At 73.7% G+C, this 13,953-nt stretch carries 12 protein-coding genes; 8 read left to right on the top strand and 4 right to left on the bottom strand.

Annotated features, from left to right (window positions below):
* Positions 1-92 precede the first annotated feature (92 nt).
* Together A3IG_RS0101255 and A3IG_RS31655 are read right to left on the bottom strand one after the other, a co-directional pair.
* A complete protein-coding gene (locus tag A3IG_RS0101255) occupies positions 93-578 on the bottom strand; it encodes a GlcG/HbpS family heme-binding protein (protein ID WP_236719083.1) in 486 nt (161 codons plus the stop codon).
* Between the two features lie 86 nt (positions 579-664).
* Complete coding sequence (locus A3IG_RS31655; RefSeq protein ID WP_058032774.1) at positions 665-1,018, bottom strand: hypothetical protein; 354 nt, start codon at positions 1,016-1,018, stop codon at positions 665-667.
* A 454-nt stretch (positions 1,019-1,472) separates the two neighbouring features.
* Between A3IG_RS31655 and A3IG_RS0101245 the strand changes: the two genes are divergently transcribed.
* From A3IG_RS0101245 to A3IG_RS0101220, 6 genes are all read left to right on the top strand, one after another.
* Positions 1,473-2,561 carry an ROK family protein gene (locus A3IG_RS0101245; RefSeq protein ID WP_018381722.1) on the top strand — a complete coding sequence of 363 codons (1,089 nt, stop codon included), beginning with the start codon at positions 1,473-1,475 and terminating at the stop codon, positions 2,559-2,561.
* Positions 2,554-3,270 carry a D-sedoheptulose-7-phosphate isomerase gene (locus tag A3IG_RS28130; protein WP_018381721.1) on the top strand — a complete coding sequence of 239 codons (717 nt, stop codon included), beginning with the start codon at positions 2,554-2,556 and terminating at the stop codon, positions 3,268-3,270. Before A3IG_RS0101245 ends, A3IG_RS28130 begins: the two co-directional genes overlap by 8 nt.
* 49 nt (positions 3,271-3,319) lie before the next feature.
* Entirely contained in the window at positions 3,320-5,869 is a 2,550-nt protein-coding gene (locus tag A3IG_RS0101235) for an alpha-mannosidase (protein WP_157862242.1), read from the top strand.
* An 11-nt stretch (positions 5,870-5,880) separates the two neighbouring features.
* Entirely contained in the window at positions 5,881-7,965 is a 2,085-nt protein-coding gene (locus A3IG_RS34020) for a hypothetical protein (RefSeq protein WP_018381719.1), read from the top strand.
* Positions 7,962-9,461, top strand: a complete 1,500-nt coding sequence (locus A3IG_RS28125; RefSeq protein ID WP_158676895.1) for an FGGY-family carbohydrate kinase — start codon at positions 7,962-7,964, stop codon at positions 9,459-9,461. The genes A3IG_RS34020 and A3IG_RS28125 overlap by 4 nt, the downstream gene beginning before the upstream one ends.
* A gap of 135 nt (positions 9,462-9,596) precedes the next feature.
* On the top strand, positions 9,597-10,457 hold the full coding sequence (locus A3IG_RS0101220) for a phosphotransferase family protein (RefSeq protein WP_018381717.1): 861 nt from the start codon (positions 9,597-9,599) through the stop codon (positions 10,455-10,457).
* An 81-nt stretch (positions 10,458-10,538) separates the two neighbouring features.
* Here the strand turns inward: A3IG_RS0101220 and A3IG_RS0101215 are convergent, their stop codons facing one another.
* Positions 10,539-11,243 carry a DUF5995 family protein gene (locus A3IG_RS0101215; RefSeq protein ID WP_018381716.1) on the bottom strand — a complete coding sequence of 235 codons (705 nt, stop codon included), beginning with the start codon at positions 11,241-11,243 and terminating at the stop codon, positions 10,539-10,541.
* A 132-nt stretch (positions 11,244-11,375) separates the two neighbouring features.
* Complete coding sequence (locus tag A3IG_RS0101210; RefSeq protein WP_018381715.1) at positions 11,376-12,026, bottom strand: FMN-dependent NADH-azoreductase; 651 nt, start codon at positions 12,024-12,026, stop codon at positions 11,376-11,378.
* Positions 12,027-12,141: 115 nt separating this feature from the next.
* On the opposite strand from A3IG_RS0101210, the gene A3IG_RS28120 reads away from it, so the two are divergent.
* A complete protein-coding gene (locus A3IG_RS28120; protein ID WP_018381714.1) occupies positions 12,142-12,552 on the top strand; it encodes a winged helix-turn-helix transcriptional regulator in 411 nt (136 codons plus the stop codon).
* Between the two features lie 130 nt (positions 12,553-12,682).
* Positions 12,683-13,942, top strand: coding sequence for a WD40 repeat domain-containing protein (locus A3IG_RS0101200; RefSeq protein WP_236719067.1), 1,260 nt, complete (start codon positions 12,683-12,685; stop codon positions 13,940-13,942).
* Positions 13,943-13,953 lie beyond the last annotated feature (11 nt).

Here is a 13,953-nt window from a genome sequence, read left to right as displayed (position 1 = left end):
CCCGGTCCCACGGGACCCGGCGTGCTTCGAAAGGCGTGACGCCGTCCCGGTCGGGGCTGGCGGCGCGTCACCGTGCCCGGCGGCTGGACGCCCTATCCGACCAGGGCGGCGACACCCGCCTCGGCGTACTTCTCGTCCAGGTCGCCGCTGGGCGCACCGGCCACGCCGATACCGGCGACCGGGGCACCCTTGGCGGAAACCGGCACGCCGCCCGCCAGGAACAGGGTGCCGGGGATGTCCTTCGAGGTCGGGTTCTGCTCCAGGCGCTTGACCAGTTCCGAGGTGGGTGCGTTCCAGGACACAGCGGTGAATGCCTTCTCCTCCGCGGACGGGTACGACTGCGGGCCCGCCCCGTTGCCGCGCAGGGTGACGAGGGTGTTCCCGTTGCGGTCGACGACGGCCACGGAGACCCGCTGGTTGTCCTTCTCGGCGGAGTCGAGGGCGGCCCGGGTGGCGGCGTCCACGGTGAGGTGCGTGGACTGCTGGAGGTTGCGGTCGGCGGTGTCGGCGGTGACCGCCGCCCTGCCCGCTGGGTGCGGGGGTAGCCGGCCGACGCCCCGGACCCGTCGCCCGGCCAGCGCCGGGCGACGAACCGTCGCCTCCGCCCGCGGGGCCGCTGCCGGCGCTTGGCCCGGCACCGCGGTGCCGAACGGCAACGGGCACGTTAGGCGACGTACAGGTACACCCGTGCCTCGGTGCCGGGGCCGGACCAGTTGAACCTCGTCGTCGTGTTGTACGAACAGGCCTTGGCGTCACGTCGGCCGGAGTGCCCGAGGAACGCCTTGATGCGGGCGCACCTGCCGTCGGGCATGGTGTCCCGCACCCACCCGCGGACCTGGACCCGCCCGCTGGAGCAGCGCACCGTCCACTCCGCCTTGCCGCCCGTGGTGGAGGCGTGGAGATTCGCCGGGCACCGCGCCGCCGGGCGGGTCGGGGCGGCCGAAGCGGGCGCGGCAGCCAACAGGCCCACGACCAGGGTTGCCCCGGTCGCCGCGGCCACGTGGGCAAGAGCCTTCATCCTGCTCTCCCTCTTTGTCTCTTTCGTTGGACCAGGTCATGTGGGTTGGGGCACGTCACGGCGGTTGAAGCGTGTTTGGGATGGAATACCCGAAACATCCCACGCATGGCGTTGGCCAGTGTGGCAGTCGTGGTCGAGGCGTGGTCCGCGACACTCCGTCGCCCGGTGGGCGGCCACCGCTTCGTGTCCTCCCGCGTCGGGCCGGGCGGACTCCCGGGGCCGTCGCGTCGGAGCTCCCTCGCGGCCGGGAACCGACGGGATCGCCGTGGGGTGTTGACGCGCCTCCGGTATGTGGTTACGTTCCCACATGGGAACGATGTCATATCGTTGACGACACCCGTCCGGGGGCGGCCACCGAGGGGCCGGCGCCGGGCGGTGTGGCGGAACCCGCCGCACGTGAGGGGCCGTGGCGCCCTGCGGCGGGCCCGAGGCGACGACCGAACCGGAAGGTCCAGTGGCGGAGAACACCCGCGTCCCGGCGGAACGAGCGGACCGCAGCGGCCACGCCGTCCTGGGGCTCGACATCGGCGGCACCAAGCTGGCGGCCGGGGTCGTCGGCCGGAACGGCCAGGTGCACTCGTTCCTGGTGACCCCCACCCTGGTGCGGCAGGGGGTGAGCGCCGTGCTCGACCGTCTCTTCGCCCTCGGCCGCAGGGCGATCGAGGAGTCCGGTGTCGCCCCGGAACGGATCGGTGCGGTGGGCATCGGTTGTGGGGGACCGTTGGACTGCTCCGCCGGAGTGCTGCTGGGTCCGCCCCACCTGCCGGGCTGGTGGGAGGTGCCGGTGGTCAGGCTCGCCGAGCGGGAGTACGGCCTGCCCACGGTGCTGGAGAACGACGCCACCGCGGCCGCCGCGGGCGAACACCGCTTCGGTGCGGGGCGGGGCACCCGACACATGATCTACCTCACCATCTCCACCGGGGTGGGGGGCGGGGTGGTCATCGACGGCCGCGTCTACCGGGGCGCCGCGGGCAACGGTGGTGAGCTGGGGCACGTCACCGTCGAACGAGACGGCCGGCCCTGCCGGAGCTGCGGCCGGCGCGGTTGCCTGGAGGCGTACGCCTCCGGCACCTCCATCGCGGAACGGGCCCAGGAGGCCGTGGCCGAGGCGCTGGCCGCCGGCCGCGCCACCGCCCTCGCCCGGTACTCCCCGCTCACCGCCAGGGACGTGGCGCGCGAGGCCGCAGCGGGCGACGGGGTCGCCGGCGAGGTGTGGGCGGCCACCACCGACGCGTTGGCCTGCGGCGTCACCTCCCTGGTGAACCTCTTCGAACCCGAACTCGTCGTGCTCGGCGGGGGAGTCACGCGGGCCGGCGAGCGGCTGCTCGCCCCGGTGCGACGCACGGTGCGCGAGCAGGCGATGGGCCCGGCCGCCGCCGCGGCCAGCGTCGTCGCCGCGCACACCGGTGACCACGTCGGGGTGGTGGGCGCGGCGGCCGTCGCCTTCGAACGCGCCCCGGTCGGGCCGCACCCCACCGCGGCCCCGGTACCCCCGGCGGCCCCCACCCCCGAACCGTCCGAAGGGAACCCCACGCATGGCTGAGGACCCACGGGCCCAGCTCGCGGACCACCTGGACCTGGCCCGTCGGGTCGAGCCCCTGCTGCCCGCACTGGACCTGGCCGTCCGGCGCCTGATCGGGGTGTACGAGTCGGGGGGCCGGCTCTACACGTTCGGCAACGGTGGCAGCGCGGCCGACGCCCAGCACCTCGCCGCCGAACTGGTCGGCCGCTACCTGCGGGAGCGCCGCCCGCTCCCGGCCCTGGCGCTGACCGTGGACCCCTCCGTGGCCACCTGCATCGGCAACGACTACGCCTTCCAGGACCTGTTCTCCCGCCAGGTGAGGGCGTTCGCCGGGCCGGGCGACATGGTCATCGCGTTCACCACCTCCGGCCGTTCCGAGAACGTGGTGCGCGGACTGCGCGCCGCCCGCGAACAGGGTGCCTTCACCGTGCTGTTCGGCGGTGGTGACGGGGACGGCGGCCCCGCCGCGGCCCACGCCGACCTGGCGCTGGTGGTCCCGTCCCGCACCACCGCCCGGGTCCAGGAGATGCACCTGCTCCTGCTGCACCTGCTCAGCGAGCAGGTGGACGCCTGGGCCGCCGAGCAGGCACCGGCCGACGCCGCCCCAGCGCAGGGACCGCCCCCCGGCCGGACCCCCCACGAGGGCCGCTGCGAAGGGCCGCCCGCCGTCACCCGGGCCCACCCCGCCCCGGACGCAGGACCCAGCCGTGCCCGCACCACCTCCTCCTGACCCACCCACGCCCCGGACGCCACCCGTCCCCCAGCCCCTGGACCCCACCGTGAACGATCCCGCGCTCCCCCCGACCGCCGCACCGGGGACACCCGTGCGCCCCCACCGGCGCACCGCGCACATGGTGGGCAACGCCCACATCGACCCGGTGTGGCTGTGGCAGTGGCCCGAGGGCTACCAGGAGGTCCGGGCGACCTTCCGGTCCGCGATCGACCGCATGGAGGAGTACCCCGACTTCGTCTTCACCTGTGACTCGGTGCTGTACCTGGCGTGGGTGGAGGAGAACGACCCCGAGTTGTTCACCGCGATCCGCGCGCGGGTCGCCGAGGGGCGCTGGAAGATCGTCGGCGGCTGGTGGGTCGAGCCGGACTGCAACACGCCCGGCGGCGAGGCGTTCGTCCGGCAGGCGCTGTACGGGCAGCGTTACCTGCTGGACAGGTTCGGCGCCATCGCCACCGTGGGCTGCAACGTGGACCCGTTCGGGCACAACGCGGCGCTGCCGCAGCTCCTGCGTCTCAGCGGCATCGACTCCTACCTCTTCCTGCGCCCGGGGCCGCACGAGCTGGCCCTGCCCAACCAGTACTTCTGGTGGGAGTCCGCGGACGGCTCCCGGGTGCTGGCGTACCGCATACCCAACGAGTACGGCTCACCCGGTCAGGACATCGGTCACCACATCGACAAGTCGTTGGCGCTGGTACCTCCGGACGAGCCCGAACTGCTGATCATGTACGGGGTGGGGAACCACGGCGGCGGACCCACCAGGGCCAACCTGGACAGCATCCGCCGGCTCGACGACCTCGGTGGGCTCCCGAGGCTGCGGCTCAGCCACCCCGAGGCGTTCTTCGACGCGGTGCGGAACCGGCCGGGCACGCCGGTGCACGCCGGTGAACTCCAACACCACGCCGTGGGCTGCTACTCGGCCCACTCCGGCGTCAAGCAGTGGAACCGCCGCGCCGAGAACCTGTTGCAGCGCGCCGAGAAGTGGGCCTCGGTCGCCCAGGTGGTGGCCGGGGTGCCGTACCCGCTCGCCGAGCTGACCGAGGCGTGGAAACTGGTGCTGTTCAACCAGTTCCACGACGTCCTCGCCGGCACCTCGATCGCCCCGGCCTACGAGGACAGCCGCGACCAGTACGGCCACGCCAGCTCCGTGGCCGCCACCGTGTTCAACCGCGCCGTCCAGTCGGTCAGTCGTCTCATCGACATCCCGGCCGAACCCGACCTGTACCCGCTGGTGGTGTTCAACCCGCACCCGTGGACCCTGGTGGAGGACGTCGAGTTCGAGTTCACCGGGTACCCGGGGGGCGTCCGCGCAAGGCTGCTCGACGACGAGGGCACCGAGGTGCCGGTCCAGCCCACCCGGTCCCACGCCACCATGAGCAGCAGCCGCGGGCGGCTCGCCTTCCGCGCCGAGGTGCCGCCACTGGGATACCGCGTCTACCGGGTGCTGCCCGGCACCCGCACCGCGGACCGCCTCGTCAGCGCCGACCCGGCGCCCGGGCCGGTCCGCGCCACCGCGACCACCCTGGAGAACGAGCACCTGCTGGTCGAGGTGGACCCCGCCACCGGCTGGCTGCGGCGGCTGTACGACAAGGACCACGGGAACGAACTGCTCCCCGCCGAACCCCGCCCGCACGCCGTGGTGGTGGACGACCCCTCGGACACCTGGGGCCACCGGGTCTCCGCCTACGACAAGGAGATCGGCGCGTTCCACTGCACCAGGGTGCGCCTGGTGGAGAGCGGCCCGGTGCGCGCGGTCCTGCGGGTGGACAGCGAGTACCAGCGGTCCACCCTCGCCGAGGAACTGGTGCTGTCCGCGGGGGCCCGGCACCTCGAGGTGCGCGCCGTGGTCGACTGGCACGAGAAGCTGCGGCTGCTGAAGTTCCGCTTCCCCACCGCCCTCGACACAGACGCCGCCAGCTTCGAGATCCCCTACGGGCAGATCACCCGACCCGCCGACGGAACCGAGGAGTCCGCCCAGGCGTGGGTGGACGTCTCCGGCGCCCTGCCGGACGGCCGTCGGGCCGGCCTTTCGGTGCTCAACGACGGCAAGTACGGGCACGACGCGGTCCGCGGCGAGATCGGCATGACCGTGCTGCGCAGCCCCGCCTACGCCTGGCACGAACCCCGGGAGCTCGACGAGGACGGCGTCTACGAGTACCTGGACCAGGGGCGGCAGACCTTCCGCTACCGACTGCTGCCGCACGCGGGTGACTGGCGGGACGCGGGCACGGTGCGGCTCGCGGCGCAGCTCAACCAGCCGCCGTTCGCCCTGCTCGAGAGCTACCACCCGGGGCCGCTGCCGGGCCGACGCGGTTTCGTGGCGGTGGACGGGGAGTCGGTGGTGGTCAGCGTGGTCAAGGGCGACGAGGACGGCACCGGCGCGCTGATCGTGCGGGCGGTGGAGACCGCGGGACGGGGCGGGACGGCCACCATCCGGCTGCCGCTGCTCGACCGGGAGATCCGGGCCGAGTTCGGCCCGGCGCAGATCAGGACCTTCCGGATACCGGTCGACCCCGGCGAGCCGGTGGTGGAGACGGACCTGTTGGAGTTCCCCAGGACACAGGTCACCACCGACGACCTCCCCGCCGCGGCGCGGTGACGGGACACCCGATGCTGCTGCGCACCGAGCACCGCGGCGGGCTGGTGGAGCTGCCCTACCTGGTCGCGATCACTGACGAGCGGGGCGTCGCCGCGCCCGTCGCGGTGCGCGGGCGGACAGCGACCCCCGGGGGCGGACAGGTGCTCACCGGTGCCGCCGCCGGATTCTCGGCCGAGGCCGTGGTGTCCCCGCCGACACCGACCGACGGACCGGCCGACGACCCCGGCGCCACCCCTCCCGCTCCCGGTGCGGGGCCCGTCAGCCACACCGTCACCCTCACCGTCACCCGCACCGCGGCGACCGCGGCCCGCGCCGGACTCCGGGTGGAACTGCTCCTCGGCCCCACCGCTGACCCCGGCTGGTTGGTGCCCGGCCTGTTCTACGGCCAGAACCGCCTCCCCGACTGCCAGCGCCGGTTCCCCCGGTTCGCCCCCGGCACCTCGGACCCCGCGGGGATGGTCGCCGACACCTGGGCGTTCCGCGCCGACCGCTGTGCCACACCGGCCGTCTTCGCCCGGGACCGGCACGGCGGCGCAGCGCTGGAGACCGGGGAGGACAGCCCGCTGGGGCTCTCCGGGGTGGGGCTGTCCCTGGGGCCGGAGTCCCGTCCGGCGCTGCGCCTGCACTTCCCGTACCGTGAGGAGCCCGTCGTCTACCACGGCTCGGCCGACCCCCTGCCCGCGGAGGTCCCGTTGCACCGGTGGCAGCCGCAGGAGCGGCGGACCGTCAGTTTCCGGGTGCACCTGCTCGACGCGGACCCGCACGCCTACGCGGCGGTGCTGCGCGCGGTGCACCGGCGCCTCGCCGCGGACCGTGCCCCCGCCGCCTGGGTGGACGTTCCCGAGGCGGCGGACCTCACCGCCTGGGGGCTGTACCGCTGGCACTACCGGCCCGACCCGCCGGTGCTGCTGGAGACCGCGGCGTTCGACCGGGAGGCACTGGGGGAGCGCGGCGACCGGCAGGCCATGCACGTGGGATGGGTCAGCGGGACCCCCCACGCCCACGCGTTGCTGCGGCACGCCCGCCGCACCGGCCGTGCCGACTACCGTGCGGCGGCCACCGGGGTCCTGGACCACATAGCCGAGAACCTCACCCCGGCGGGCACCTTCTGGGGCCAGTGGACGGCGTCCCGCGGGTGGACCGTGGGCTGGACCCCCGATCCGCACCGGCTGCACGCCCGCACGCTGGCCGAGGCCACCCTGTTCCTGCTGCGCGCCCTGGTCGAGGAGCGGCGGCACGGCACCGACCACCCCACGTGGGAGCACGCGGTCCGGAGCAACCTGGCGGTGGCCCTCACCGCCCAGGACACCGCGGGCAACCTCGGCTCGGCCTACCACTGCCGGACGGGACAGGTGCTCTCCAGGGCCGGCGCCGCCGGGCTCACCTGGGTCCCCGCCCTGGTGGAAGCGGCCCGGGAGTTCGGCGACCCCACGCTGTTGCACGCCGCCCGGCGCGCCGGACGCGGCTACGCCCCCGACGTGCACGCCGAGTTCCTGTGCGGCGCGCCCGAGGACGTGGACCTCGCACCAACCTCCGAGGACGGGTACATCGCTGTCATGGCGTACACGGCACTGCTCGAGGCTGACGACCCCACGGACCCGACCGCGCCGGGGGTGACCCACGGCACCGCGGGGGCCGCGGCCGACCCGGAGCTGTGGCTGGATCTCGCCCGCCGCAGCGCCGACTGGATGTTGACCTTCCGCTACACCTACGACGTGGCGTTCTCCCCGCGCACCATGCTGGGCCGCTACGGCTTCCGCACCCGCGGCGGGGACCAGGCGTCGCCGTCCAACCAGCACCTGCACGCCTACGGCCTGGTCTGCCTGCCGGAGATGGCCCGCCTCGCCCGCCGCACCGGGGACGACTACTACCTGCGCTCCACCCGGGAGAACCTCGACTGCTTCCGGCAGTTCGTCGCCCGCGAGGACGGCGACTTCGACGCCTACCGGGGCATGGTCAGCGAACGCTACTACCAGACCGCCTGCTTCCAGGCCAAGGGGATGTTGCTCACCCTCTCCCACGCGTGGTCCGCCGGTCTGCTGCTGTACGCCTGCGAGGCCGCCCTGGACCTGCCGGACCTGTGGGGGCCGGCGTGATCCTGGCGGGCCTCGACGTCGGCAGCACCCACTGCAAGGCGGTGCTCGCCACTCCTGGGGGCACCGTGCTCGCGCACGCGCAATGCCGCACCCCGGCGGACGGGCCCACCCACGACGTCGGGGCGCTGTGCGCCGCGGCCCTGGACGCGCTCGCCGAGTGCGTCACGGCCGTGGGGCGCCAGCCAGACGCGGTGGGGATCACCGGAATGGCGGAGACCGGCGCCCCGCTGGACGCCGCCGGGGAACCGCTGCTCCCCGCCTCGTCCTGGTCCGACCCCCGGCCCAGGGCGCACGCGGAACGACTGCGCCGCGACCTCGGCGCCGGAGACCTGCACGCGGCGACGGGCGTCCTGCCCAGCCCCAAGGTGCCGCTCGCCAAATGGCTGTGGATGCGCGAGGAACACCCGGCGGCACTGGACCGGATGCGCACCTGGGCGGGCGCGGCCGACCTGGTGGCGCAGGCGCTGACCGGGCAGGTGGGCACCGACGCGACGTTCGCCCAGCGGTCCATGGCCTGGGACGTCCACGCCGGGCGCTGGCACCGGGACCTGCTGGGCCTCGCCGGCCTGGACGCCGACCGGATGCCCGCGGTGCGCGGGCCGGGCGAACCGGTCGGCCGTTGCCGCCGCACCGGGGTGCCGGTGGTCGTCGCCGGGCACGACCACCTGGTGGGCGCGTGGGCCGCCGGGGTGCGCGGCGCCGGGGAGGTCGCCGACTCGATGGGCACCGCGGAAGCCGTGGTCACCGTGGGGGAGACGGCGCCCGACGCACCGGCCGCCGGGCGCCAGGGGATGTCCTACGGCCGGCACGTGGACGGGACGCACTGGTGCGTGCTCGCTGGCATGTCCAGTTCGGGGGCGCTGGTGGAGTGGTTCTGCGACCAGGTGCTCGGTCTGGCCGGGGCGCCAGCCGAGCAGCGGTACCGCCGGTTCGCCGAACTCGTCGAACGGGCCGGCGCGGGCCCCACCGGGCTCACCGTCCAGCCCTACCTGTCCGGCAGGTCCGCCCCCGACCCGGACCCGGCCCGGCGGCTGACGGTGCACGGTCTCGACGTCGGACACGGGCTGCCCCACCTCGCCAGGGCCCTGCTCGAGGGCGCGGCCCACCAGGCCCACTGGATGGCCGAGGTGCAGGGGGAGCTGACCGGGAACGGCACCCGCGGGGTGACCCTGCTCGGTGGCTCGGTGCGGCAGCGCACCTGGGTCGAGATCAAGGCGGCGCTCGCACCGTGGCCCACCCGGGTCTGCGCGGTTCCTGACGCGGCGTGCCTGGGCGCCGCCGCCTGGGCCGGCGCGGCCCTCGGCCTGGACCCCGCCGCCGTGCTGCTCCCCGGGCACCGGGTGTCCCCACCGGCTGAGCTGGCCGCGGCCTACCGCTCCGCCCACCGCGCCGCGTTCCTCCCGGCGGTCACCGCGCGTCCCGCGGCCACGCGGCCGGAGAGCACACCTCGTGCGGTGACCGAACAGGTTCGCCGGGTCGGCGGTCGGGGCGGTTGAATGGGAGACGCGTCCTCCCCCGTGTGGGGTGTGGTGGCCGAGCCGGTGCGGGTACGGACGCCTGCTCGCCGGCGCGGCCTGACAGCGCAGTCACGCACCGCCTCCGCACCGTGGAAGGAACCAGAGGCCGTCCTCATGAACGCCCGGGAAACACACCGCGCTCTGCTGGGCCGCCTGCTGCCTGACAGCAGACCGGACGACCTCGCCGTACGTCAGGGGCAGTTCCACACCGTGGTCATGGGCCCAGACCGCGTCGTGTGCCTGCCCCGCACCCGGGCGGCGGCGGCCCGCCTGCCTGAACGGGCGGTCGCACTACGTGCGCTCGCCGGGCTCGACCTCGGTTTCCGCACGCCTGAGCTGCTGCTCCAGGGCGGAGGCCATGGCACCGACGTGCCGTTCCTGGTACTGAGCCGCATCCCCGGGGAACCACTGGAGGCCGAGGCGGTCGACGATGCCCAGGTGGCCGGCACGGTGGCGGCGCAGTTCGCCACGCTGCTGGCAGGCCTGGCCCGTGCCGGCACCGACGGGAGGGTACGCGCGGTTCTGCCCCGGGCACCACGGGATCGGTGGCGCCGGTTCGCGCAGAGCACGCGCGCCGAGTTGTTCCCGCTCATGTCCGACGGGGGGCGCCTGCGGGCCGAGCGGGAACTCGCGGCACTCGGCGGCCTTCCCCACCTCACTCGAGCGGTGGTGCACGGTGACCTCGGTGCCGAGAACGTGCTGTGGGAGTGGAAGCAGGGACTGCCCCACCTCGCCGGGGTGCTCGACTGGGACGACGTCACCCTTGGCGACCCGGCCGAGGACCTCGCGGCCATCGGGGCCAGCTACGGCCGCGACCTGTTGGAGCGGGTGCTCGCCCCGCGCGGTCGGTCAAACAACGGACTCACCACCCGCGTGGCCGTGATCCGCGGCACCTTCGCCCTGCAACAAGCCCTCCAGGCCCTTCGTGACGGCGACGAAGGAGAACTGGCGGACGGTCTGGCCGGCTACCGCTGAGGCGGACCAGCACGCCCACGCGTCGAGCACGTGGTGTCCACGGAACCCGGCGGACGTTCCCGGTCAGAACACCTGGCCGAGCTACCGGGCCGGTTGGCCACCCCGGACGGGGGTCAGCAGGAACCTGCTGACCAGGCCGATGCTCTTGTCCAGCCGCTGGGTGAACTCCTCCGCGAAGTCGGGCAGGTCCCGCAGGCGCCACAGCACGCAGGCCGTGGCCCAGGCGGCGTCCCTGGCCCGCTCCAGGCTCCAGGAGTCGACGAGGTGGGTCAGCGGATCGGCCACGTCCAGCAGGTCAGGGCCGGGCATCAGCTCCTCCCGGACCCGCTCCTCGAGCTCGGTGAGCACCTCGCCGACGCGCCGGAAGTCGTCCTCGAGCTCCCCGGGCGGCAGGCCGCGGGAGCGGCAGGTGTCGGAGACGGCCAGCGCCAGGTCGTGACCGATGTGGGCGTTGATCCCGGCGAGGGCGAACTGCAGGGCGTGGATCCGCGGGTGCCCCCGGACCTGGAACAGCGGCCGCCAGCAGGCGGAGATCCGGGAGCCCTGCAGGTCGGCTTCGACCGCGTGCAGGTAGCGCCGGGCGAACCGCACGTCGAGTTCCGCCGCGACCACCGGGTCCGTGAAGTACTTCGAGCGGAGCCGCCGGGCCACCTCCTCGGTGACCGACAGGTACACCGCGTTGAAGTACCCGACCCCGTCCCCAGGGGGCAGCGACCGCCGCAACTCCCGCATCCTGGCCACCACGGCGTCCACCGACCGCACCTGCACCTGCTCGAGTGACGTCATGGCCGCCACCCTGGCAGCCGGCCACCCGCACCCGGCATCCCCCTCACGGGGGAACGTCGCCGGTTGCGGGCGACCCTGTCGAACGAGTGGTGGAAAGGCGCGGGGTGACAGCCGGGCGTCCGCCGGCTGGCGTTACGCGGAGAGCTGGCGGGCCAGTTGCTTGCCCCGGCTCTCGGCCTCCTCGAGGGCCTTCGCCCGCGACGCCTCGGCGAGCGGGATCAGGTCGGCCATCGCCGGGTTGACCGGGGCGAGGGTCAGCTCCGGGATGATGAAGTGGACGTCCAGCCCCATCTCGCCGGCCAGCAGGTGCTCCAGGTAGGGCTGGACGTAGTCCACGCCCTCCCGGGGGGTGCCGGGGGCGTACGAGCCGCCGCGGCTGGCGACGACCGTGGTCGGCTTGCCGGCCAGGGTGCGGTCCGGGGTGCCGACGGTGCGGCCGTACAGGACGACGTGGTCGAGCCAGGCCTTCAGGGTCGAGCTGATCGTGTAGTTGTACATCGGCGCGCCGATGAGGATGGCGTCGGCCTCCTCCGCCTCCTGGATCAGCGTGCCGCGCAGCTCGAACGCGGCCTTCTGCTCGGGGGAGTGCTCGGCCGGGCTCACCTGGCCGGCGTAGTAGGCGGCGGCGGCCAGGTGGGGGATGGCCTCGGCGGCGAGGTCCCGGTACACGACGGTGCCCCCGGGGTGCTCGCTCTCCCAGGCCGCCCGGAAGGCGGCGGTGACGGCACGGGAGTGCGAGGCGTCGCCGTTCAGGGACGAGTCGAGGTGCAAAAGCTTGGCCACGGGAGTGCTCCTGGAAGTAGAGGGTGATCGCGTAAGCGGATTCGCTTGGGTATGTAGCTATATATAGCATAGCTACTTACTTTTCTGCACCCACTATACCCGCTACTGTTGAGTCATGGCCAAGCGGCAGCAGTCAGAACCGGACACCCCGCAGCCGGTCCCAGACCGGGAGCGTACGGACGGGTGTACGGAGCCCGAGTCCGGGATCACTCGGGTCTTCGAGGTGCTCGGAAAGCGGTGGACCGGCCTGATCATCGCCGCGCTGATGAACGGGCCGGGCCACTTCGTGGAGCTGCGCCGGGCCATCCCCGGGATCAGCGAGCGCATGCTCTCCGACCGGTTGGCCGAGCTCACCGCGCTGTCCCTGGTCGCCCGCGAGGTGAACAGCGGACCTCCGCTGCGGGTCAGTTACCGGCTGACGCAGGCCGGGAAGGCGCTGAAGCCCGCCATGGTCGAGCTGACCAGGTGGGCGGACACCCACCTGCCGGAGGGCGGGGCGAGCTGCCCCGAGCAGTTCCGGGGCTGATCCCGGAGTTCGCCGACGCCCCGGGGCAGGGCCCTGTTGAGGGCGACGGGCTCACCGTGGGGAGACACCAGCGGGCAGGGGCCTTTTCCGCGCGCCCGACTGTCAGCCGCCGCGTATACCTTCACCTGCCATGACCATTCTGGAGACGACGATGAGGTCTTCCTCCGCCGGCACGGTGAAGTTCTACCGGATCACTGCCGACGGCCCCCGGGTGACCCGGTCCGCGTGGACCGAGGGGAGGTCGCCCCGGAGAACCGTCGCGGAATTCCCGGACGGGTACCAGGCGCAGAGGGAGTTCGAGGAGATCCGCCAGAAGAAGCTGCGGGAGGGGTTCGCGTGCGTCGCTGACGCCGCAGGCGCGGCGCGCGGTGCCGTGGTGCTCGACATCCAGGTCCCCAACCGGTGCTCGGCCGAGGCCTTCGACATGTCTCCGGACGGCCGCACCATCGTCGTCGGAACGATGCTGAAGGACGCGTACGGGGCGGAGATCCACCTGATCGATGTCGGCAGCGGACACCGTGAGTTGATCCACGCCGAGCCGCCGGAGGCCCGCCCCGAGCCGCTCGGCCGGGGACAGACGTTCCTGCACGCCGCGCTCTTCGACGCCGGTGGCAAGCGCGTCATCTACGCGCTCAACGGGGAAACCCGACTGTTCGACCCGGCCAGCGGACAGACCGATGTCCTTGCCCGGTACCGGCAGTACGAGGACGCCGCACACAACCCGTTCCTCCTGCGTCCCGCGTGGGACGCCACCCGGCAGCGCCTCATGGTCTTCGACGCCGGCGACCGCGTCCGCATACTCGACGCGGAGTGGAACGAGGTGTTCACGACGTCCACCAGGAGACCGTCACGACAGTGCTGGACCGGCGCCCTGTCGCCCTCCGGGAAGCTGATGGCGCTGTGTTTCACCGAGGAACCCCGGCACGCACGCGATCGGGGCACGCACGATCGGGCGGTCGCCGAGGTCGAGATCTGGGACATTGACCAGCGACAGGTGCGGACCCGCATCCCGATGGGCCGGACGCCGCACACCGCCGGTTTCGACCCGGCCGACACGCTGCTCGTCGTCAACCCCGAGTTCGTCGAGGGGCCGTGCGCGTTCTCCCTGGCGACCGGCAGACTGGCCTGGCACTTCCCGGACCCGGTACGCACCGACCGCTGGGCCACCTGCTACCACTGGGCATACTCGCCCGACGGCGCGACCCTGGCCATCGGCCGGCGGGGGGACACCGACGTGGTCGACGCCGCCACCCGCCGCGGTGACCCCGCCTTCCGCCGCCGCCCGGGAGACCGCGGGACGGGCCGGACGAACACTGTCCGGATCTCTTCGGACGGAACGCTGGTCGCCTCCGGCGGCGACAGCGGCCGCATCGTCGTCCGCAAACTCTGAGGCCGCCCGAC

It is taken from the genome of Wenjunlia vitaminophila DSM 41686, assembly GCF_000380165.1.
GTDB lineage: Bacteria > Actinomycetota > Actinomycetes > Streptomycetales > Streptomycetaceae > Wenjunlia > Wenjunlia vitaminophila.
The sequence above is the reverse complement of the archived record's forward strand: the minus strand, read 5'-3'. Positions and strand labels throughout refer to the sequence as shown.